This window comes from Halosolutus halophilus, from assembly GCF_022869805.1.
Taxonomy (GTDB): Archaea; Halobacteriota; Halobacteria; order Halobacteriales; family Natrialbaceae; genus Halosolutus; species Halosolutus halophilus.
The window spans coordinates 4,199,149-4,220,920 of sequence record NZ_CP094974.1 but is presented as its reverse complement, the minus strand read 5'-3'; the positions used below and the strand labels follow the sequence as shown (position 1 = coordinate 4,220,920).

The following is a 21,772-nucleotide window of genomic DNA, read 5'->3' as shown; positions in this document are numbered from 1 at the left end:
ACAGAGCGTGTTAATTTTTATGTACTCGGTCCCAATCATCGGTTGATGACACGAGACAGCACTCTCTCGCGGCGAAAGACGATGAAGCTCGCGGGTGCGACGGCGGCGACCGCGCTCGTTGCAGGATGTTCCAGCGACGATAACAACGGGGGCGACGGCGACGGCGGTAACGGTGGCGACGACACCTACGAAATCGATCCGGACACCACGATCGAACTCGAGGCCAATATCGGCGGCTGGCAGGGCGTTGCACCGTCCGCAATCGAAGGGACCGAGAACCCGACCCTCGTCCTCGAGGCGGACGCGGACTACGAGATCGGCTGGAACGAAGGCGACGGCAACCAACACAACATCCAGCTTCGTAACGAAAGCGACGAGGTCGTCGACGACTACGAGACGGAACTGTCCGCAGAAGGCGGCGACGATCAGTTCATCTCGTTCACGGCCACCGAGGAAATCGTCAAGTACCGCTGCCAGCCCCACTCCGCGATGGAAGGCGAGATCCAGGTCCAATAACGAGTTTCCCGGTTCTTCTTTCATTTTCTTCCGGTCCTCACCAGCTACTGCTTCGCGGTGCTACCGTCGGCCTGTCGCGGGTGCGTTCAGCCGACGGGACGTCCGGTGGCCGATCGATCTCGGTCCCGCGATCGAACTCGCGAGGTATCGAGAGGCTGGACGACGCTGGTGACGTCGTCGTGCTCACCGAGCGGCCCGTCGCCGATTGCGACCGATCGACCGACGTCCGCCCGTCGTCGGTGCTGAACGCGTCTCGGTGAACTCAACCCTGCCCGCGTGGCCGACGTTCTGTTCTGTTTGCTCACTTACTACCACGGTTCCGAATGCCAGCGTTCCTTGTTAGCATACCTCTCCAAATTTGGCAACTAGAGGCACTCTACCGATCGAATAGCAACATACAAGTGTCCGAGTCCCATTTCGTGGTGAAATGACTGCACAGCGAGATCTCCTGCTCTTCGTCGCGCTCGCGATCGGCTGGGGCACCGCCTTCGGCGCGATCGAGGTCGGCCTGGCGACGTTGCCACCGATTCTCTTCGCCGCACTTCGACTCGACGTTGCGACCCTGCTGTTCGTGGGGGCCATCGCGGTCCTCGGCCTCGAGTGGCGCCCCCGGACCCGCGGTGACGTGACATCGATCGTCGTCGCGGGCGGGCTGATGGTCGGAGCCCACTACGGCCTGCTGTTCCTCGGCCAGTCGTACGTCTCGAGCGCGGTCGCCGCGATCGTCCTCAGCCTGACGCCGATCGTGACGCCGCCGCTCGCGATCGCTTTGCTCCCGCAGGAACGCCTCCGCGCACCCGCCGTCGTCGGCCTGTTTGTCGCCCTCGTCGGGGTCGTCGTCATCGCGGTTTCCGGCGGTTCGCTCGACGGACAGGTGGTCGGCGTCGCGCTGTTGTTCGGGGCCGCGTTCGTCTTCGCCCTCGGCTCGGTCCTGACCGAGCGGACCCAGGGGACGCTGTCGGTAATCTCGCTGCAGACGTGGGCGATGGCCGTCGGCGGGGGCATCCTGCACGGACTGAGTTACGCCCATCCCGGCGAAACCGTGCCCGCCACTGCGACGGCGTGGACGCCCGCGACGATCGCCGCACTGGCGTACCTGGCGGTCGTCGCCACCGCCGGTGGCTTCCTCGCATACTTCGTCCTGCTCCAGCGGGTCGGCGCGAGCCAGCTCAGCCTCGTCAACTACGCCACGCCCGTCGTCGCGTCGCTCGTCGGTTGGGCCCTGCTGGGCGAGTCGATCACGCTCGCGACGATCGGCGGGTTCGGGCTGATCGTCCTCGGTTTCGCCCTCTGTCAGCTCACGACGCTCTGGCGACTCGCGACCCCGATCGCCGGCTACGGTCCCCGGCGTCGATCGACTGCCGCAAACGGCGTCGTCGTCGGAGGTAACGTCTACGTGACCGGACGCGAGACCGGTCGATCGGCACCCGTCGCGCCCGCTGCGGACTGACGACTCCGTGACGTGGCATCGGACGGGCCGTTCTTGCTGCGGCATTCCAAAGTACCATACCGTCTCGCGACCCAGTAAGCCGTACTCAGGTGGTTTCCGTGACCAAGAAACGCGAATACAGAGACGACTATCCCGACAAGACGCTGTATATCCCGGGCCCGACCGAGGTGCGCGAGGACGTTATCGAGGCGATGTGCGAACCGATGTTCGGCCACCGGATGGACCGCATGACGGATCTGTACACGACCATCGTCGAGGACACGAAGGAGTTCCTCGGCACCGACAACGACGTCGTCGTTCTCACGGGGTCGGGGACCGAGTTCATGGAGAGTTCGATCCTCAACCTCGTCGACGAGAACGTCCTCTGTACGACCTGTGGCAGTTTCAGCGAGCGACAGGCCGACGTCGCCGAACGCCTCGGCAAGACCGTCGACACGCTCGAGTACGAATGGGGACGGGCGGTCAAACCCGAGGACGTGCGCGACGCGCTCGAACGCAGCGAGACCGAGTACGACGCCGTCACCTGCGTGATGAACGAGAGTTCGACCGGCGTCCGGAACCCGATCGAGGAGATCGGCGACGTCGTCGCCGAGTACCCGGACACCTACTTCATCGTCGACGCCGTCTCCGCCCTGGGCGGCGACTACGTCGACATCGACGCCCACGGCATCGACGTCATCTTCACGTCGGTCCAGAAGGCCTTCGCCATGCCGCCGGGTCTCGCCGTGTGCGTCGTCAGCGACGACGCCTACCAGCGCGAACTCGAGACGGACTCGGCGTCGTGGTACGGCGGCTTCCAGCGCACGCTCGACTACTACGATCGGAAGGGCCAGACCCACTCCACGCCGGCGATTCCGGTCATGCTGGCCTACCGACAGCAGATGAAACACATGCTCGAGGAAAGCCACGAGGGTCGGGCCCAGCGCCACCGGGAGATGGCCGAGTACACCCGCGAGTGGGCCCGCGACCACTTCGAGATGTTCCCCGAGGAGGGCTACGAGTCCCAGACGGTGGCCTGCATAGAGAACACGCAGGGCATCGACGTCGCCGAGACCATCGCGGCCGTCGACGAGGAGTACGACATGGTCTTCTCGAACGGGTACGGGTCGGCGCTCGGCGAGAAGACGTTCCGAATCGGCCACATGGGTGAACACACCGTCGAGAGCATCCAGGCCCTGACCGACGCCATCGAAGACGTCACCGGACTGTGAGTCGACGGTCGAGGACGCCGATCGAACTCCCGGCCAGGTTCTGTCTCTCGAGAACGAGACGGGAGTGAGAGACAGGGCCCGGTGTGAACTCGGCTCTATTCCCGCGGTTCTTTTGAAAACCACCGGACGGATCGATACCCGCTTCGGTGTCACCCTCCCCGCCGTGAGCGGCGAGGCTTTCGCGTCGAATCCCCTCCCTTTCGCTTCGGATCCCTTGGAGACGCACTCGTCCGTCCCGGGCGCGCGTAGTTTTGACGGCTTCCCCTTCGTCCCCGGTGACGGCGCCCCCTTTGGCCCCAGCCGACCGTAGTCGTTCGAACCCGGTTCGGGATCCGTCTGATTCCGGTTGTATAATTACGATGTTATTTTGAGAACGGATACCATGTCACTAATTGCGTGGCGGCTCTAGTCGTAACACATGCAATCTGTACTATGATATATGATATCACGTATCTATTCTTACCAAGAATATGAAATGTTATATGCGTCGAGATACTATTTCGATCCGAAACCAGTCGTCCGACGGCCGGACGGCAGTTCCCACCCATGATCTCTCGCCCACACCCACAGCACGATAGTCCCGCTCGCCAGCCACCGACCGGAGTCGAACCGATCACCGGAGGGATCGCGTTCGTCCTCGCAGCGCTGGCGCTCCTCGTCATCGCCAGCTATCCCGTTTACGCCGCGGCGTTCGGCGGCGCTCTCGCGGTCGCCGTCGCGCTCGTCAGGGTCGGCGGTCCGGCACTGGGTCGCCGACTCCACGGCCGGATGACGGAACTCGACGTTCCCGGTCTGGGAACCGTCCAGATTCGCGTCACTGCCCGATAACGACCCCTGTTTTCGGCCGTTCCGATCGATCGCTGCGATGCCCGTCAGGGCTCGACTGCGAACGCTCGCGTACTCGAGCACTCGACTCGACCACGCGCCACGAGTTCCCGGCGACGGATTGCCGGCTCCCGATGCTGTCTTCCGAGAAACGAACTCCAGAACGCCTCTTCCCGCTTCGAACGCGACTGGCTTCGGCTTCGGGCCGCTGTTGTCGTCGCGCTACTGGATGTGGCCTTCTTCGCGAAGCTGGTCGGCCTCGCTCTTCTCGTAGCGCCAGGTAATGTCCGCTTTCTCGTCCTGCCAGTCCCACGGCTCGACGAGTACGACGTCGTCCTCGCGGATCCAGATGCGTTTTTGCATCTTGCCGGGAATCCGAGCGGTGCGCTCTTTCCCGTCAGCACACCGTACTTTGACGCGATTCGCCCCGAGCATGTCCGTGACGGTCGCGAAGACCTCGTCGTCCTCTGGCATACGGAGGTTCTTGCGACCGCCCTCGTCGTCGCTCATGGCCCCACGTTGTCGTTCGATCGGTTTAACCCTTTACTGATCTTCGTGCTCTCAACCGCCACACGTCGCGGCGATCGGACTCGAACGGAAAAACCACGCCGTTTATTTCTGTCGGGTATCCAGACCTGACCATGCTACGGAATCTCGGTCCGCTCGGAATCGTCGGCCTCCTGATCGTCGCTGCTGGCATCGGCCTGATCGCCTGGGCGGATCCGGTCGTCGCGGTCGGAATGGCGCTCGTGCTCGCCGGACTCGGCCTCGTCGTGAAGGCGTTGATCTCGAACGTACTCGGCGCGTGGGGGATGATGTGACCGTCGCGATGAGCCGCTTTCGACCCGACACCGCCGAACCGTGCCGGTAGCTCGTCACCACGTTCTCGTCCGGTCTGTCCGCCAGGAGTGCGATCCGGAGGTCCCGGTATCGCCGTGGACCTCGGCCTCGGTGCGCTGCTCGGCTACGCGACGCCCGTCGGCTCTTCCTCGACCACGAGCCGTCGGGCCTGTCGCCGTCGAATCCCCGGAGTACGGCCAGGCCCTCCCGAACGGCCGAGTTACGCCTCGTTGTCGCCCGCGCGGTGTTCGCTGATGAGCCGATCGACCATCTCCAGTTTCCGATCGCGCCTGCGGGCGGCGGCCCGGTCGTGCCAGTCGTCGATGACGGCCTCGACGTCGTCCTCGCGGGCGACGGCGAGTTCGTCGACCTCCTGCATGGCGACGTCGCCCGCGGGACCGACCGGAATCTCCTCGTCGAAGAGGATCTCGTCGGCGATCTCGGAGAGACCGCCGTCTTTCAGGATGACGCGCGGTTCGAAGTCCGCGAGTAGTTCGGCCGTCGATCGGCCGGCGCCGCTGGCGTCGCGCAGGTAGACGACGTCGCCCGGCGCGATGCCGTACTGATCGTCGGCCTCGCGGATCGCGCCCTTCGTGAATTTCTCGACGACCTTGACGGGGACGAGTCCCTCCTTCTCGGCGGAGACGTCGCTGAAGTTCGAGTGATCCAGCTTCCACAGGGCCTTCATCCGATCGACTTTCTTCTCGAGGGTCTCGGCGTCCTCGCGGGCCTCGTCACGCTCGCGTTCCAGCCGGTTTGCCTTCCGCTCGAGGCGGTTCACCTCGCGGTCTCGGCGGACTTCCTTGCGCTCCTCGCGGCGGGCGGCGTCGAGTTCCCGTTCGAGTTCGTCGATCCGGTCGTCTCGCTTCTCGAGTCGTCCCTCGAGGGTCTCGACGTGGGACTGGAGCCGATCGACCTGCCGTTTCAGGTCCTTGATCCGCTTCTCCTCCTCGGTGAGTTCGCGGGGTTCGTGTTCGGATGTGTCCTCGTCGTCGGTGTCGTCGTCCTCGAGATCGGTGAGGACGGCCTCGACGCTCTCCTCGCCGGCGACGACCCGGGCCGTGACCTCGCCCCGATCGACGCCCGGCGGGAGTTTGGCCGCGATGCGATCGAACTGGTCCTCGTGATCGTCGACGGCGAACAGTGCGGCGGCCAGCGCGTCCCGCTGGTGATCGTCCTCGTAGGGATGCTCGCGCGTGCGATGCTGTTTCTCGTCGATCGGGAGGTCGCTCGCGGGCGTCCAGCCCGCGGCGTCGAAGCTCCGGCGGAACTTCTCGACCGTCTCGGGCATCGGCGTCACGTCGGCGGCGACGATGATCGGGCGACCCCGCTCGACGATCCACTCGATCACGTCCGCGGTGTCGCTCGTGCGCGAACTCCAGACGTCGAGGACCGTGCCCTCGAGGGAGACGATCGCGACCGCGGTCGTCGTCCCCGGATCGATCCCGACGACGACGTGGTCGCGACGCTTCGCCAGCGGACGGAACTCGATGCCGTCCCGGCGCTCGCGCTCGATCTCGACGCGAACGTCGCCCGATCGGCTCCGGGAGACGGGGATGTCGCTCGGCTTCGCCTCGACGGTGAAGACGGCGTTGGCGTAGCCGCCGTAGGCCTCCCGAACGTCCGCCTCGTATGCGAGGTTCGCGTCCTCGAGTTCGGATTCGACCTCGCGGGCGCGTTTCTTGACCGAGCCGTGGATGCGCCGGGTGTAGCGGTCCTCGCTCCAGCCGCCCTTGCCGGTCGATCGGCCCCTGGCGACCTTGACCTCGGTCGTGTCGGTGAAGGCGGAGACCTCCTGGCCGACGCTGTGGGCGGCCAGGCGAGCGGCGGCTTCGGCCTCCTGCATCGGCTCTTTCCCGTAGGGGATGCCGTGACGCTTCGCGACGCGCGAGAGTGGCTCGGGCTGTTCGGCACCCGTCACCTGGACGAGTTTCGTCCCGGTGGGGAGCGAGCCGAGGAAGTGTATCAACTGGTCCTTGTCGGCAGCCAGTTCGTACATGTTGTCCGTCGCGACGATCGCCGGCTCCTCGTCGTCGATCAGTCGCCGGAGTTTTCGGTGGGTGACGACGTCGCGGCTGACGTCCTCGCCGTCGTAAACGACCAGCGCGTAGGAGGGTGCGTCGCCGCGCACGTCACCGCTCTGGACGTCGACACCGAAGACGACTGCATCGAGCGCACTCGTTCGCGTACTCACGGGCGGGCATAGGGGCGAAGCAGGTATAAATCCGGCGCGGGTTCACACGATTTTGCGAGGTCCCGGTCGGGTGGATCGATTGCCGTCGACGCCGGGTATTAGGATCTCGTCGCCGTGGATGGCTCATGGAGTACACCACCCTCGGCTCGACCGGGATGGAGGTCAGCAAGATCTGTCTCGGCTGTATGAGCTTCGGGACCGGGCAGGACTGGATGCTCGACGAGGACGAGAGCCGCGAGTTGATCGAGCGCGCGATCGATCTCGGGATCACCTTCTTCGACACGGCGAACGTCTACTCGGCGGGCGAGAGCGAGGCGATCCTCGGCGACATCCTCGCGGACTACGATCGCGATCGGCTGGTCGTCGCCTCGAAGGTTCGGTTCACCGGCGCGTCCGACCACCGGAACGCCAGCGGCCTCTCCCGGAAGACGATCGAACAGGAACTCGAGCACTCGCTCGATCGGCTGGGGATGGACGCGCTCGACCTGTACCAGATCCACCGCTGGGACCCCGACACCCCGATCGAGACGACGATGCGCGCGCTCGACGACGCGGTCCGCCGGGGGCAGGTCCGCCACCTCGGGGCCTCCTCGATGTGGGCCCACCAGTTCCTCGAGGCGCGGCGGGTGAGCGAACGCGAGGGGCTCGCCCCCTTCGAGACGATGCAGAACCTCTACCACCTGGCGTACCGCGAGGAGGAGCGCGAGATGTACCCGGTCTGTCGAAAATACGACGTCGGCACGATCCCGTGGAGTCCGCTCGGCGCGGGCTATCTCGCCCGTCCGCACGAGGAGTTCCGGACGACGACGCGGGCCGACCACGAGGTCGAAAACGCCGGCGTCCCCTACCACGAGTTCCCCGCCAGCCGGGAGATCAACGAACGCGTACAGGAACTGGCCGACGAGTACGACGCGACGATGGCCCAGATCGCGCTGGCGTGGCACTTCGGGAACGAGAACGTCACCGCGCCGATCGTCGGCACGTCGAGCGTCGAACACCTCGAAGAGGCGGTCGAGGCGCTCGACATTTCGCTGTCGGAGTCGGACGTCGAGTACCTCGAGGAGCCGTACGAGCCGGTGCCGGTGTACGGGCACGAGTAGGCGGGGGCCGTCACACGGGCACCTTATTCAGTATCGGCTACGTGCGCTGGTTCGTACGTAGATATGTGATTTTATCTGAAACAGTTCACTGACGACGTACTTGAGGAGAACCATACAACGAGGTCGCCCGCGAGGTCCCGTGTTCGTCCTGTGAGGCTGACGCAGACTCGAGCGCAAGCGACTGCCGGGACACCGGATCAGAAGGCTCTGGCTGCACGTGTTGATCGGACCGAAGGCGACGACGAGGAAGTTAGTAAGGGACGGACACTGCCACCTTGTTCCCCTGTATGTGGAGTGCTCCATCTCACTAACAATATACTTATAAACAGGAAAATTTTAGCATATCGTATCGGTATTAATTTACAATGGTCTCGCGTAGACGACTTCTTGCCTCAGGTGGAGTATTTGCCAGCGCTGCCTTTGCCGGCTGTATCAACGAGCGAGACCCGAACGGAGTAACAGCAACGGTTAGAGAGAACCCCCCATTCTCTATCTCTGACAATGATTATATAATCGCCCGTCAACCAATCGATTCAACAAATAAGGCAGGAACGATTCAAGGGACTGCAACGGCTTACGATAATCTCGAATCTGAAAATATCACAGTTATCTGTGACTACCGCGTTTCGTCACAGCCACAAGAGTGGGCACATACAGCGTTCCACGAAATTCACGATTGGTCGCACTTTGATGAGGAACTATCTACTTGGGGTTCGAATTTGGTTCCGACATCGAGAGAAGACTCTCTTGCGAGTGTCGAAAAGCGATCAGCGACCTACGAAGGAAACTGGTATATCCACTTAACACCGCCACGTACAGGCCCCACGAACTATTTTTTCGATCGGTATATCCAGTAGGTGACCTGACCGACGGCGATTTGATCGTTGAGGTTCGCACTGAGGTGGAACACTCTGAGGTATCGGATTGGTTACCTGACGATCGGTCTATAGAAATACATACATCACTGGTGTATGATGATATCGATACAGACGGATAGAAATATATCCTGAGTATTCGATTATCCCTCGGTAACCACATTCCATCGATTTGATGTGGATTGTTCGGTTCTTTACCTGTACGGGACGGACGTTCCACGATCGAGTCCGGCTGACGAAGGTCGTCCTCCCTTCCGCTGTCAGCTATCCGGATACGGAATCTCGAGTTCGTCTCCGTCGTCCGGAACGAACGCTTCCCCGTCGAAGACCTCGCGGGCCTGTTTCTCGTGGTCCTCGGTCTGGCCGGCGTACCGCGAGGAGACGTGCATCAGCGCGAGCCGATCGGCGTTCGCCCGATTTGCGATCTCGGCGGCCTGGCGAGCGGTCGAGTGGGCGGTTTCGGCCGCTCGATCGGCTCGATCGTCCGCGAACGTCGCGTCGTGGATCAGCAGGTCGGGCTCGTCCGCGACCTCGATCGCCGCCGCGGTCGGTCGGGTATCGCCAGTGTAGACGATCGATCGGCCGGGGCGAGACTCGCCGACGACCTGCTCGGGGTCGACGACGGTTCCGTCCTCGAGTTCGACCGGTTCGCCCTCGTGGAGCGTGGAGAACTTGGGGCCGACCGGGACGCCGAGTTCTTCGGCCCGTTCGCGATCGAACCGGCCCTTGCGATCGTCCTCGACGAGGGCGTAGCCGACCGATCGGGTGTCGTGATCGGTCTCGAACGCTCGGACCTCGTACTCGTCGGCGCGGTACGCGACGTCGCCGTCGCCGATCTCGGAGATCCGCACGGGAAACGAAGGTCGGTTATCGAGGGCGTTCACGAACGACTTCAGCTGGCGGCGCGTGCCGCGTGGCGTGTGGATCGCGAGCGGTTCCTCGCGGTCGTTGAAGGCCATCGTCTGGAGCAGCCCCGGAATCCCGAGAACGTGATCGCCGTGGAGGTGCGTGACGAAGAGCTGGGAGATCGAGAACCCGGTACCAAAGCGCATCATCTGGCGCTGGGTTCCCTCGCCGGCGTCGAACAACAACTGCTCTCCCTCGCGGCTGACGAAGATCCCGCTCGGGTTCCGATCGGTCGTCGGAATCGCCCCGCTGGTACCCAGAAACGTCACGCGCAGTGGCATCGGTCTACAGTCTACGGGCTGTGGCTAAACCGCCTTCGGATTGGCTCGTGGGTCGGGTGCTCGCGGGTCGATTCGAACGAGCGCCAATCGCGCCGACCGCTGGCTTTCGGGCGAGGATGCGGCCGACCCGATCGGCGATCGTCGCAGGATCGGGACCGAGCGGGTGGCCCGGGAATCACGCGGAAGTGGGGCCGGGCTCGAGAGCCACCCGACGGGGGTTTCCGGTGCCGTTCTCACCCACTAGAATGGAAAGCGTCCTTTATTGCGGTGGCAGCCCAATGGTGGTGCAACGACGCGCGGCCATCCCCTCACAATGAGTTCGAGACTGCAGTTCGGCACGCTCAAGCGAATCGTCGCGATCCTGATCGCGATCGTGATCGTCGTCGCTGCGGGCATCGTGGTCGGACAGGCGCCTGCAATCTTCGGCGTCGACCAGGATCCAGAGGCCGCGATTACGCTCGAAGACCAGCAGGGCAACGGAACGGACGTAGAGATCGCTGAAGTCACGCTCTCGGAGGGCGGGTTCGTCGTCATCACGGGTGGGGGCGACGAACCGCTCGTCGTCTCGGACTACCTCGAGGCCGGCAGTCACGAGAACGTCACGCTGGAGCAGGAGGAGGGCGGAGCCGAACTCATCGGGCAGCTAACCGCGACGGTTCACCGGGATACCGACGACGACGAGACGTACACCTATGAGGAGACCAACGGCGAGGAGGATCTCCCGTACCTCGAGGACGGCTTCCCGGTGAGCGACACCGCGACGGTCACGTCGGCGGACGACGGGGACCCGTTCAGCGACTCGTTCGTCGTCGAATCGATCGACGCACCGTCCCAGGCGACGACGAACGAGACGATCGAAGTCGTCGCGGAGGTCCGTAACCCGACCGAGTTCACCACCCAGCAAAACGTCGAATTCCGACTCGACGGCCGGGTCCTGGAACGACAGGTGCTGGATCTCGACGCCGAAGAGAGCCGCGAGGTGACGTTCGAGATCGACACGACCGGGGCTACGCCAGGGACCCAGACGATCGGCGTCTACACCCAGGGCGACGGTGCGCTCACGGAGATTTCCCTCGAGTTCCACACCGACCCGAGCGTGACGATCGTCGACGCGGACGACGACGGCGTGACCGCCGACGTCGCGATCCCCGAACGGGGCTTCGTCGCGATCGAGGACGGCGACACGGTGATCGGAACCAGCGAGCAACTCGAACCCGGTGAACACGGGAACGTGACGGTCGAATTCGACGAGAACGCCACCGTCGACGAGAACGCCGACCTGGCGGCCGCCCTCTACGAGGGCGACCCCGCCGACGTCGACGCGGCGACCCCGATCGAGCACGAGAACGAGTCCGTCGAGACGACGTTTACGATCGCGGACGCGGGCGCCGACGCGGAGAGCGATGGGGACGACGAGTGATGCAGGTAACGGGCAGCGGGTGACTAGTGAGTCGACCGGACAGGTGACGGTGGCGCCCGCGACGACTAACCGACCGATTCTTACCCGTCCCGTTCGTATCCGCTGGCGATGGACGCGCCGCTGTGGACCGACACCTACGCCCCGGAGCTGGCCGAGTTGCCACAGGACGACGCTCGCGAGTACCTCGAGCGAGCCGTCGAGGAGCCGATCAATCTGGTTCTGCAGGGGCCGCCCGGGAGCGGCAAGACGGCGGCGGCGCGCGCACTGGGCCGCGAGGCCCACGAGGACCCCGACAACGACCTGATCGAGATCAACGTCGCCGACTTCTTCGGCCGGACCAAGACCGAGATCAAGAACGATCCGCGGTTCGCCTCGTTTCTCGTCGGCCGATCGTCGATGTCGAAGCGGGACATGATCAACCACGTTCTCAAGGAGTCCGCGAGCTACGCGCCCGTCTCGGGGACGTACAAGACGATCCTGCTGGACAACGCCGAGGACGTCCGCGAGGACTTCCAGCAGGCCCTGCGTCGGATCATGGAACAACACCACAAGACGACGCAGTTTATCATCGCGACCCGGCAGCCGACGAAGCTCATCCCGCCGATCCGATCGCGGTGTTTCCCCCTCTCGCTCCGGGCACCCTCGAGCGAGGAGACGGTCGCCGTGCTCGAACGGATCGTCGAGGCCGAGGACGTCGACTACGACGCGGACGGCCTCGAGTTCGTCGCGGGCTACGCGAACGGCAACCTCAGACGGGCGATCCTGGCCGCCCAGACGACCGTCGAGGACGCGGGCGAACTGACGATGAGCGCGGCCTACGAGACGATCGGTTCGGTCGGCCTCGACGAGGAGGTCGAGTCGATGCTCGACGACGCCGAGGCGGGCGAGTTCACGGACGCCAGAAAGACCCTCGACGACCTGCTCGTCGACGAGGGGCTGGACGGCGAGGAGGTGCTCGGGGCGATTCTGAAGGCCGCGCGCAAGCGCTACCAGGGCGACGACCTCGCGCGCATCCACCGACTGGCCGCCGACGTCGAGTTCGAGATGCACGAGGGAACGAGCGACCGAATCCACGTCTCGCACCTGCTGGCGGAACTCGGGCGGGACGCCTGAGGTCGACGACCCGCGGCCCGACGCGGCGCACACTTTTCGCCGTCGCCGTCCAACGACGTCCATGCCGACCGTCCTCGAGACCCGCATTCGAAACCGCTTTCGCGTCCAGCCGAACCACGCGAACAACAACGAAACGCTCCACGGGGGCACCCTGATGAAGTGGCTCGACGAGGTGGGCGCGATGTCCGCGATGCGCTTCGCGGGCGAGACCTGCGTCACCGCCCGGGTGAACGAACTCGACTTCGTCCGGCCGATCGGACTGGGCGACACCGCCCTCGTCGAGGCGTACGTCTACGACGCCGGCCGGACGAGCGTCCGCGTCGCGATCCGCGCCTGGCGCGAGGAGCCCCGGACCGGCGAGACCGAGGGGACGACCGAGTCTTCGTTCACGTTCGTCGCGATCGACGCGGACGGGACGCCGTCACCGGTCCCCGAACTCTCCGTCGAGAGCGAGGAGGGTCGGCAGTTGCGAGACCGCGCGCTCGGGAACGAATCGTGATCGCGTCTCGTTACGCCGACAGCACCAGCACGTACCGGGTCAGCGACCGGTGGACCCGCCGCTCGAACGCCGCCTCGATCCCCCAGCCGGCTTCGCGGGCCGCGCTCGCCCACGATCGATCGGCGATCACGACCGCTCGCGGGGCCACGCGACGGGCCTCGGACAGCGCGCCCGACACGAGGTCCTCGAGGCGGTGGGTCTCGATCTTCGACTGGCGGCCGTAGGGGGCGTCGAAGACGACGCCGTCCACGACGTCGTCGGCGAGTGGCAGACGGGTCGCGTCGCCGCGGCCTACGTGCCACGTCCCCCGGTCGACGCCGATCGGCGCCGATTCGTCGCGATCGAGGTAGTGGGTCAGGTTCTCTCGGGCGCCCCGGACCATCTTCGACTGTGCGTCGGTGCCGATCACGTCCGCGCCGACGAGGCCTGCCTCGACGAGCACGCCGCCCGTCCCACACATCGGGTCCAGGATCGTCGCTCCGGAACGGGCCCCCGCGATGTTCGTGACGGCCCGCGCGAGCAGCGGGTCCATGCTGCCGGGCTGGAAGAACGGCTTCTCCGTGGGGGCGCGGGTGCCGAAGTCCCGGACGCTCTCGGCCGCGAGCCAGCCGAGGGCGCAGACGGACCTTCGCTCATCCACGGGCTCGTCACCGCCGTCCAGGGGTTCGAGCACGCCGTCGTCCGGGTCCCGCTCGATCGTCCCGTCCGAAAACACGACCCGCAGGAGGTGGTCCGGCTCCTCGAGATCCACCGAAAACCCGCGGTCGACCAGGAGTTGGCCCAGTTCGCGTTCCGCGCGTTCGGTGCTGACGCCGGTCGAGCCGTGAACGTCGGTCGCCCGCACGGCGACCGTTCCTTCGCGATCGATCGACGCCGCTTCGAGCAGCGCGCGGGCGCTGTCGAGGGTGGCGTCGGTTCGGCCGAGAAGGTCGCTCGCGCGGTGCGTGTATGCGAGCCCCCGGACCCGGACCGGATCGATCGCGTTCGCGAGGGCGATCCCGGGCCCGATTCGGCGGACGCCGGTCGCGGCGCTGCGGGCCTCGCGGGCCGCGAACGCGTCGTCCTCGCCGCCGAGTTCGAGGAGGTACACGTCCATTCGTCGCCGCGGATCGGGTATGAGCCTACCGCTTTTCCGGACTGTGGTCGTCGTCCCGAGCGACGAACTTCTGCGTCAGCCCCTGAAACGCACGGCTCACGTCCGCCCGTCTCGGACGACCAGCCGTATGAACCGGATATATCAGGTGGCGGTACTAACCTTTATAAACCTTAAATACGTCTTTTTAAGCGACTTATGACGGACCCGAAGGACACCATAAACATCGAAAACGTGGTGGCGTCGACCGGTATCGGACAGGAACTCGACCTCCAGAGCGTCGCGATGGACCTCGAGGGGGCCGACTACGATCCCGAACAGTTCCCCGGGCTGGTCTACCGCACCCAGAACCCGAAATCCGCCGCGCTGATCTTCCGATCGGGAAAGATCGTCTGTACCGGTGCCAAGAGCACCGACGACGTCCACGAGAGCCTGCGAATCGTCTTCGACAAGCTCCGCGAACTCCAGATCCAGGTCAACGAGGACCCCGAGATCGTCGTCCAGAACATCGTCACCTCGGCCGATCTGGGGCGCAACCTCAACCTGAACGCGATTGCGATCGGGCTCGGACTGGAGAACATCGAGTACGAACCCGAGCAGTTCCCCGGCCTGGTCTACCGCCTCGACGAACCCGAAGTGGTGGCCCTGCTCTTCGGCTCCGGGAAACTCGTCATTACCGGCGGAAAGAAACCCGAAGACGCCGAACACGCCGTCGACAAGATCGTCTCCCGGCTCGAGGACCTCGGGTTGCTCGAATAACGACCGCTGTTTTCGGTCGCGACGAGCACCGAACCGCCGCCACCAGCGCGATCGCTCGCAGCGGGACCGTTCCCGTCGGTCGATCGACGTTCCGATCGTCCCGGGCCGGGACCCGATCCGTTCCGTCCTGACCGCGCCGGCAGAAACGGTTTTTCGACGCCGATTTCTCGCGAACGCTCGGCTCCAGCGGTACGGTTCGCGTCGCAACTCCGTTCGAAGCCGCGGCCACTGCGGCCGAGTTCCCGCCGTTTCTCACGGATTATGATCAGTTTAGAACGGTTCAATCCGGCTATACTGATCGAAACTGGTCGAGAACGTCGAAACGAGCGGCCCCGTTTATCGGGTTGAAAACGATGAGTCTCACCTGCCCATGACGATCCACTCCGACGAAACCCATCCCGGTTCGAATCAGCCGGTTTCCCGCCGTACCGGCCCGGTTCGACTCCGATCGCTCTCGCGGGACGATCTCCGGACCGTCCTGGACAGCGACCGGCGGCGCGCGATCATCGGGTGCGTGCTCGCCGCGGACGCGCCGATCACCGTCCAGCGGCTGGTCGCGTGTCTCGCCGACGCGGAGTACGACGCGACGGCCGTGACGACGCTGCACGAACTTCGCCAGCGCGTCCACATCTCCCTCCGCCGGACCCACCTGCCGTTGCTCGAGTCCCACGGGATCGTGACGTACGACCGGGGTGACGGCGTCGTCTCGTCGGGCGCGAACCTCGACCGCGTCGAGTCGATCCTCGACGGCGACGCGCTCCTCGAACTACCCACCGCCCGGACGGAGTAGTCGTCCCCGTCCCGGCGTCGCCGCGATCGAATCACTCGATCGGACTCGCCCGCTCTGACCTTTTCCGCGCACCGTTCGGTGTCGATGGTTTACTACCGGTTACTGGCTGATGTCTCGGCCGATCGATCGAGCGACGACGCGGCGGCAGGGAACGCTCACTCGACCAGCCGTTCGATCTCGGTCACGAGGATGCCGCTCGCACCGGCCTTCTTGACCTCGGTGATCGTCTCGAAGACGTCGCGTTCGTCGACGACGACGTGGACCGCCAGTTTCTCCTCGCCGCCGTTGGCGATGTCCATGATCGTCGGGCCGCCCAGCCCCGGGATGACCTCGCGCACTTCCTCGAGTCGGTCCTCGGGGACGTTCATCATCAGGTACCGCTTGCCTTCGGCGTGTTTGACCGAGGAGAGTGCGGTCCGGACCTCCCGGACTTTCGGCTCCTCGAGGACGTCTTCGCGAGCGAAGAGGCGGACCGAACTCGAGAGAACCTCCTCGACGACGGCCAGCCGGTTCATCTTCAGCGTCGTCCCCGTACTCGTGATGTCGACGATCGCGTCGGCCATCTCGACGTGGGGTGTCAGCTCCGTCGCGCCGGAGACCTCGACGACGTCGGGTTCGACGCCGGTATCCGCGAAGAAGTCGCGGGTGATGTTCGGGAACTCGGTCGCGACGGTCTTGCCCGCCAGATCGTCCACGCCGTCGATGGCTCCGTCCTCGGGCGCGGCGAGGACGAGTCGACAGCGGCCGAACTCGAGATCGAGCAGTTCCGCAACGTTGTCGACGCGGGCTTCCCGTACCTGATCGTAGCCGGTGATGCCCATGTCGGCCGCGCCGTCGGCGACGTACTCCGGGATGTCCGCCGCGCGGGCGAACAGCACCGAGACGTCGGGATCGACGGTGTCGGCGTAGAGTTTCCGATCGGCACCGTTCTCGAGGTGAAGTCCCGCCCGCTCTAACAGGTCGATCGTCGGCTCGTGCAGGCGGCCCTTGTTGGGAACGGCGATTCGCATTACTGGCCGTTCGGGGCCGGCCGGGATTTGTCTTTCCATCCGAACGGGACCGCTGCTCCCGTCAGCGTCGGTCCGCGATCGTGTGGGTGCCCCGTCTTCCACTGCCGCCCCACACGGGTATCGAATCAGTTCTCGGTCAGCGAGACGTCGGGTCGAACCCCGATCGTTATCCGGCCGGTGAATCCTGCCGCCCGCTCGAAAGCGCGACGCTCGTCCCCCGTTCGCGCCGCAGAATCCGTCACTGCTGGGGCTGGGATTCCTCGTACGGTTGCACGATGACGAACCCTTCGTCTCCCGAGAAGTCGAGCTGGTACCGCTCGTCGGAGGACTGTCCGATCATATCTCCGAGATTCGTATTCCGGCTCGCGCCGGGCGAGAGCGAGCCGCTCCACGCGACGGTCGCGTCGGGGTCGGTTTTGACCGGTGGCGTCAGGACGAGCGGGTCGCCGTGGGTCGTGATCGCCACGCTTCCGGGGCCTTCGAGGAAGACGTTCGTGAGCCCTCCGGACGACGCTGCCGAGATGCTACTGACCGTTCCGATACTGTAGTCGACCTGCGATTCGAAGGCGAGGATGTCGTTTCCGTTGACCGAAATTTTCTCTCCCGCGTCGAGATGGAGCAGCTGGATTTTCTTCCCCTGGTCCGCGACGTAGACGTGTCCCGTCCCTTCAGCCTCCATTACGGGCGTTCCCTCGTTCGTCACTTTCTCCTTCAGGAATCCGGAGATCCCGCCCTCGGCCGAGCTCTTGCCGGTGAACGAGACGTTCCCGGTGTAGGCGATCATCGATCCCGCCTTCATCATCGCCGTTCCGTCCAGGTCGATGTCGAGGAGCTTCTCGTTTTCCAGTTCGAACCGTTTTGCTCCCTCTTCTGGCGCGTTCGCCTGCACAAATTCGTCGAGATCCATCTTGTTGTTCTGTCAGGGCTGTTCACAGAGTGCCGTCTAAATTGTACCGGTAGCATAATTCCTTCAGTTACCGTCCGAGTCGCACGCTACTGCCGATCTCGCGAGTGTAGATTTCGCTACGAAACTCGGTCGCCCGTTTCGCTTTCTATTCGAAAATCCAGCGGGAAAATAGTCCCCGTATGCAAGTCACAATCCGCTTGAACGTGTAGCCCCTACGATCGCACAGACATGACTACCAGACGAGCGCACCTCGAGATCACGGGGATGTCCTGTGCGACGTGTTCGGGGTCCGTCGAGGACGCCCTGGACGATCTCGACGGTGTCGAGTCGGCGAGCGCGAACTACGCGACGGACGAGGGAACGGTCGAGTACGACCCCGAGGCGGTCTCGCTGGCCGAGATCTACGCGGCGATCGAGTCGGCCGGCTACGAGGCAGCCGCGGAGACGGAGACGATCACCGTCATGGGGATGTCGTGTGCGACCTGTTCGGAGTCGGTAGGCGAGGCCGTCGAAGCGTTGCCGGGCGTCCTCCGGGCGGACGTGAACTTCGCCTCGGACGAGGCCCGGGTCGAGTACAACCCGTCAGACGTCTCGCTGGCCGAGATCCACGATGCGATCGAGTCGGCCGGCTACGAACCCGTCCGCGAGGACGGCGAGGAGACCCAGGGGAGCCAGCGCGAGCGCGCCGTCGAGAAAGAACTGCGACGCCAGCGCCGACTGGTGATCGGCGGCGGTCTGCTGACGCTGCCGTTCGTGCCGATCATGCTCGCGATGTTCGGCCTGGTGACGCTCCCCGAAACCATCGCCGGCGTCGACCTCGGCTGGATCGAGTTCGTCATCGCGACGGTCCTGATGGCCACGCTCGGCAGGGAGTTCCTCGTCGGTGCCTACCGCGCGTTTTCCCACAACCGGCGGGCGAACATGGACACGCTGGTCGCGATGGGTTCCTCGGCGGGCTACGTCTACAGTACGGCGGTGCTCGTCGACCTCGTCGGCAGCGCCGGCCTCTACTTCGAGGCCGTCGCCTTCATCCTCTGGTTCATCACCCTCGGCAACTGGCTCGAGGTCCGATCGAAGGCCCGCGCGGGTAGCGCCCTGCGCGAACTCCTGCAGATGGAGGCCGACGAAGCTACCATCGTCGAGGATGGGGAAGAACGGGAGATTCCCATCGAGGACGTCGAGGTCGGCGACGTGATGAAGGTCCGGCCGGGCGAGAAGATCCCGACCGACGGCGTGGTCGTCGACGGCCAGAGCGCGGTCGACGAGTCCATGCTCACCGGCGAGTCCGTCCCCGTCGAGAAGGGCGAGGGCGACGAGGTCGTCGGCTCGACGATCAACGAGAACGGCGTGCTCCTCGTCGAGGCGACGAAGGTCGGCTCCGAGACCGCGATCCAGCAGATCGTCGAACGGGTCAAGGAGGCTCAATCGCGCCAGCCCGAGATCCAGCGGCTGGTCGATCGGGTGAGCGCGTACTTCGTCCCCGCGGTGATCGTCAACGCCGTGTTCTGGTCGATCCTGTGGTTCCTCTTCCCCGAGACGCTGTACGGCGTCTCCTCGGCGCTCGGCGCCTGGATCCCGCTGCTCGAACCCGTCCAGGGCGGCCCCGAAGTCGCCGTCGCCGGCGCGGGCGTCCCGGTTCTCGAGTTCTCGGTGATCGTGCTCGCCTCCGCCCTGCTGATCGCCTGTCCCTGCGCGCTCGGACTGGCGACGCCGGCCGCGACGATGGTCGGTTCGACGCTCGCCGCCACCAACGGCGTCCTGTTCAAGGGTGGCGACGTGCTGGAACAGGTCCGTGGGATCGACACGATCGTCTTCGACAAGACGGGGACGCTGACCCACGGCGAGATGACGCTGACGGACGTCGTGACGTTCGAACCCGACGCGGTCCCGGACGGCGGTGAGCCGAGTGGAACGAGCCGATCCGCGTCGGTTCGCGGGTCCGACAGCAGTGGCGAGCCGGCACCCGACGGCGGCGTCGATACCGATACTGCCGCGGACGCGGGCCTCCTCGCCGGTCGCGAGGAATCGCTCGAATCGCTCGTCCTCGGCGCTGCGGCGACGGCCGAGTCCGGCTCCGAGCACCCGATCGCGGCCGCGATCGTCGACGGGGCCGCGGAACGCGGGATCGAGGTGGGCGAGGTCAGCGAGTTCGAGAACGTCCCCGGCCACGGCATCCGCGCGGAGACCGATCGCGGCAGCGTGCTCGTGGGGCGCCGGAAGCTCCTCGAGGACGAGGGGATCGACACCGGGCCGGCCGAAGAGACCCTGACGCGGCTCGAGAGCGAAGGAAAGACGGCGATGCCGGTCGCCGTCGACGGCGAACTGCTGGGCGCGCTCGCGGTGGCAGACGAGGTTCGCGAGAGCGCGACGGAGACCGTCGCCGCGCTCCGGAAGCGGGGTACCGAGGTCGTGATGCTCACCGGCGACAACGAGCGCACGGCGCGCGCGGTCGCGAAACGGGTCGGGATCGACCCCGACAACGTCCGGGCGGAAGTGCTCCCGGAGGACAAGGCGGATCACGTCGAGGCCCTGCAGGACGACGGTTCGCGATCCTCGTCGGGCCGCGGATCCGACGGTGGGTCCCGCGTGATGATGGTCGGGGACGGCGTCAACGACGCGCCCGCGCTCACGGCCGCCCAGGTCGGCGTCGCGATCGGTTCCGGCACCGACGTCGCGATCGAGAGCGCCGACGTGACCCTGATGCGTGACGACCCCGCGGACGTGCTGAAGGCGATCCGGATCTCCGAGGCGACGCTCTCGAAGGTGCGCCAGAACCTGTTCTGGGCCTTCGTCTACAACACGACGCTGCTTCCGATCGCCTCGCTCGGGCTGTTGAACCCCGCGCTCGCGGGGCTGGCGATGGCGACCTCGAGCGTCAGCGTGATGACCAACAGTCTCGCGTTCGCGAACTACGACCCCCACGAGGAGTACCGACCCGCAGTCCTGAAGCCGTTCGATCGATTCCGGCGGTAGGCCTCGTTTTCCTCCCCGGGCCGTCGTCAGGCCTGTTCGGGGAAGAACAGTTCGGCGATCGGGACCGTCAGGTAGGCCTCGACGAACGCCGCGAGCGCGAGCAGGAGCCAGCCGAAGGCGACGAGTGTCCCGGTCCTGACGAGGTAGGCCCGCGTGAACAGCGCGTCGCGCGTGCCGGCGATCCGCTGGCCGGTCCGGTGGAGGAGCCGGAATCCCACGCCGGCGGCGACGAACAGCGCCGGCAGTTCGAAGATCCCGTGGGGGACGATCAGTGCGACGACGAGTCCGACGCCAGTCTCCGACCCGATTGCGAACACCAGGTTCCCGATGAGGACGCCGTTGAAGAGCATGATGGTCGCGGTCACGAATCCGAAGGTCAGCGCACCGACGATCGCGGCCAGGAACGGCGGCGTGTTGTTGGTGATGAAGAACGTCGCCGAGAGTTCGATCCCCCCGGCCAGTTCTTCCTCGCTGAACTCCTCCATCAGCATCTCGGCCAGCAGTTCCGTCAGGTCGACCCCGAACGCGACGAGGAGAGCACCGACGATCGTTCCGAATCCGAACAGGCCCGTCGCGAACCAGACGTACGGCCGGTGTTCGGCCCAGCCGTCGGCGAGAACCCCGACGGCGTCCGCGGCGTTCGTCCGGGAGACAGCGCCGATCGCCGCGAAGCCGATCCCGAGGGCGGTCGCGCCGAGTGCGGGCACCGCCGCGTCGTGAATCGCGACGATGGCGACGGCCGTGAGCACCGATACGAGGGCGAGGGCGGCCGTGAGGCCCGTCCAGTTGCGGATCGCGTTCGGTCCGCGACCGGGCCCGCGATCGGCAGCGTCCGATCCCGTCCTCGGGTCGGGCTCCGGTTCCGTGGGCGTGTCGATCGGGATCGATTCGGTCTCCGCTCCCGACTCGGCAGGCGATCGATCGTCGTGCGAACCCGGCGGTTCCGTCCGCGTCCCGGACTCCGACGACCGACGGTGCCCGTCCTTGACGTCGGTTCCACGATCGTCCAT

19 protein-coding genes are annotated in these 21,772 nt (G+C 65.4%); 12 read left to right on the top strand and 7 right to left on the bottom strand.

Annotated elements, in window-relative coordinates; all coding sequences use genetic code 11:
• Positions 1-45: 45 nt before the first annotated feature.
• From MUG98_RS20810 to MUG98_RS20795, 4 genes are all read left to right on the top strand, one after another.
• A complete protein-coding gene (locus MUG98_RS20810) occupies positions 46-516 on the top strand; it encodes a cupredoxin domain-containing protein (RefSeq protein WP_265109332.1) in 471 nt (156 codons plus the stop codon).
• Positions 517-943: 427 nt separating this feature from the next.
• Positions 944-1,966 carry a DMT family transporter gene (locus MUG98_RS20805; protein ID WP_265109331.1) on the top strand — a complete coding sequence of 341 codons (1,023 nt, stop codon included), beginning with the start codon at positions 944-946 and terminating at the stop codon, positions 1,964-1,966.
• Between the two features lie 98 nt (positions 1,967-2,064).
• The gene (locus MUG98_RS20800; RefSeq protein WP_265109330.1) at positions 2,065-3,177 is read left to right on the top strand and encodes a pyridoxal-phosphate-dependent aminotransferase family protein; all 1,113 of its coding nucleotides are present in this window, start codon (positions 2,065-2,067) and stop codon (positions 3,175-3,177) included.
• A 546-nt stretch (positions 3,178-3,723) separates the two neighbouring features.
• Positions 3,724-4,005, top strand: coding sequence for a hypothetical protein (locus MUG98_RS20795; protein WP_265109329.1), 282 nt, complete (start codon positions 3,724-3,726; stop codon positions 4,003-4,005).
• Between the two features lie 219 nt (positions 4,006-4,224).
• On the opposite strand, the gene eif1A is transcribed toward MUG98_RS20795, so the two are convergent.
• Positions 4,225-4,512 (bottom strand): translation initiation factor eIF-1A, encoded by a 288-nt coding sequence (gene eif1A, locus MUG98_RS20790; protein ID WP_265109328.1) that lies wholly within the window; start codon positions 4,510-4,512, stop codon positions 4,225-4,227.
• A gap of 131 nt (positions 4,513-4,643) precedes the next feature.
• Here eif1A and MUG98_RS20785 point away from each other — a divergent pair, with 131 nt between their 5' ends.
• Positions 4,644-4,823, top strand: a complete 180-nt coding sequence (locus MUG98_RS20785; RefSeq protein ID WP_265109327.1) for a DUF7470 family protein — start codon at positions 4,644-4,646, stop codon at positions 4,821-4,823.
• A 239-nt stretch (positions 4,824-5,062) separates the two neighbouring features.
• Here MUG98_RS20785 and MUG98_RS20780 read toward each other — a convergent pair whose 3' ends face one another.
• Positions 5,063-7,036 (bottom strand): DUF460 domain-containing protein, encoded by a 1,974-nt coding sequence (locus tag MUG98_RS20780; protein WP_265109326.1) that lies wholly within the window; start codon positions 7,034-7,036, stop codon positions 5,063-5,065.
• A gap of 125 nt (positions 7,037-7,161) precedes the next feature.
• On the opposite strand from MUG98_RS20780, the gene MUG98_RS20775 reads away from it, so the two are divergent.
• Positions 7,162-8,136, top strand: a complete 975-nt coding sequence (locus tag MUG98_RS20775) for an aldo/keto reductase (protein ID WP_265109325.1) — start codon at positions 7,162-7,164, stop codon at positions 8,134-8,136.
• 1,135 nt (positions 8,137-9,271) lie between these two features.
• Here the strand turns inward: MUG98_RS20775 and rnz are convergent.
• Positions 9,272-10,198 carry a ribonuclease Z gene (rnz, locus tag MUG98_RS20770; RefSeq protein ID WP_265109324.1) on the bottom strand — a complete coding sequence of 309 codons (927 nt, stop codon included), beginning with the start codon at positions 10,196-10,198 and terminating at the stop codon, positions 9,272-9,274.
• Between the two features lie 313 nt (positions 10,199-10,511).
• On the opposite strand from rnz, the gene MUG98_RS20765 reads away from it, so the two are divergent.
• The 3 genes from MUG98_RS20765 to MUG98_RS20755 all read left to right on the top strand — a co-directional run bounded on the left by MUG98_RS20765 (position 10,512) and on the right by MUG98_RS20755 (position 13,230).
• A complete protein-coding gene (locus MUG98_RS20765) occupies positions 10,512-11,618 on the top strand; it encodes a DUF7282 domain-containing protein (RefSeq protein ID WP_265109323.1) in 1,107 nt (368 codons plus the stop codon).
• Between the two features lie 108 nt (positions 11,619-11,726).
• The gene (locus MUG98_RS20760; protein WP_265109322.1) at positions 11,727-12,731 is read left to right on the top strand and encodes an AAA family ATPase; all 1,005 of its coding nucleotides are present in this window, start codon (positions 11,727-11,729) and stop codon (positions 12,729-12,731) included.
• Between the two features lie 61 nt (positions 12,732-12,792).
• On the top strand, positions 12,793-13,230 hold the full coding sequence (locus tag MUG98_RS20755) for an acyl-CoA thioesterase (protein ID WP_265109321.1): 438 nt from the start codon (positions 12,793-12,795) through the stop codon (positions 13,228-13,230).
• 10 nt (positions 13,231-13,240) lie between these two features.
• On the opposite strand, the gene MUG98_RS20750 is transcribed toward MUG98_RS20755, so the two are convergent.
• A complete protein-coding gene (locus MUG98_RS20750; RefSeq protein ID WP_265112497.1) occupies positions 13,241-14,320 on the bottom strand; it encodes a THUMP domain-containing protein in 1,080 nt (359 codons plus the stop codon).
• A 201-nt stretch (positions 14,321-14,521) separates the two neighbouring features.
• Here MUG98_RS20750 and MUG98_RS20745 point away from each other — a divergent pair, with 201 nt between their 5' ends.
• On the top strand, positions 14,522-15,082 hold the full coding sequence (locus MUG98_RS20745) for a TATA-box-binding protein (RefSeq protein WP_006671604.1): 561 nt from the start codon (positions 14,522-14,524) through the stop codon (positions 15,080-15,082).
• 370 nt (positions 15,083-15,452) lie between these two features.
• Entirely contained in the window at positions 15,453-15,872 is a 420-nt protein-coding gene (locus tag MUG98_RS20740) for a DUF7344 domain-containing protein (protein ID WP_265109320.1), read from the top strand.
• A gap of 155 nt (positions 15,873-16,027) precedes the next feature.
• Here MUG98_RS20740 and hisG read toward each other — a convergent pair whose 3' ends face one another.
• Together hisG and MUG98_RS20730 are read right to left on the bottom strand one after the other, a co-directional pair.
• Positions 16,028-16,882 (bottom strand): ATP phosphoribosyltransferase, encoded by an 855-nt coding sequence (gene hisG, locus MUG98_RS20735; RefSeq protein ID WP_265109319.1) that lies wholly within the window; start codon positions 16,880-16,882, stop codon positions 16,028-16,030.
• A 238-nt stretch (positions 16,883-17,120) separates the two neighbouring features.
• Positions 17,121-17,789, bottom strand: a complete 669-nt coding sequence (locus MUG98_RS20730; RefSeq protein ID WP_265109318.1) for an AIM24 family protein — start codon at positions 17,787-17,789, stop codon at positions 17,121-17,123.
• A gap of 228 nt (positions 17,790-18,017) precedes the next feature.
• Between MUG98_RS20730 and MUG98_RS20725 the strand changes: the two genes are divergently transcribed.
• On the top strand, positions 18,018-20,762 hold the full coding sequence (locus MUG98_RS20725) for a heavy metal translocating P-type ATPase (protein WP_265109317.1): 2,745 nt from the start codon (positions 18,018-18,020) through the stop codon (positions 20,760-20,762).
• A 26-nt stretch (positions 20,763-20,788) separates the two neighbouring features.
• Here the strand turns inward: MUG98_RS20725 and MUG98_RS20720 are convergent, their stop codons facing one another.
• Positions 20,789-21,772 carry a stage II sporulation protein M gene (locus tag MUG98_RS20720; RefSeq protein WP_265109316.1) on the bottom strand — a complete coding sequence of 328 codons (984 nt, stop codon included), beginning with the start codon at positions 21,770-21,772 and terminating at the stop codon, positions 20,789-20,791.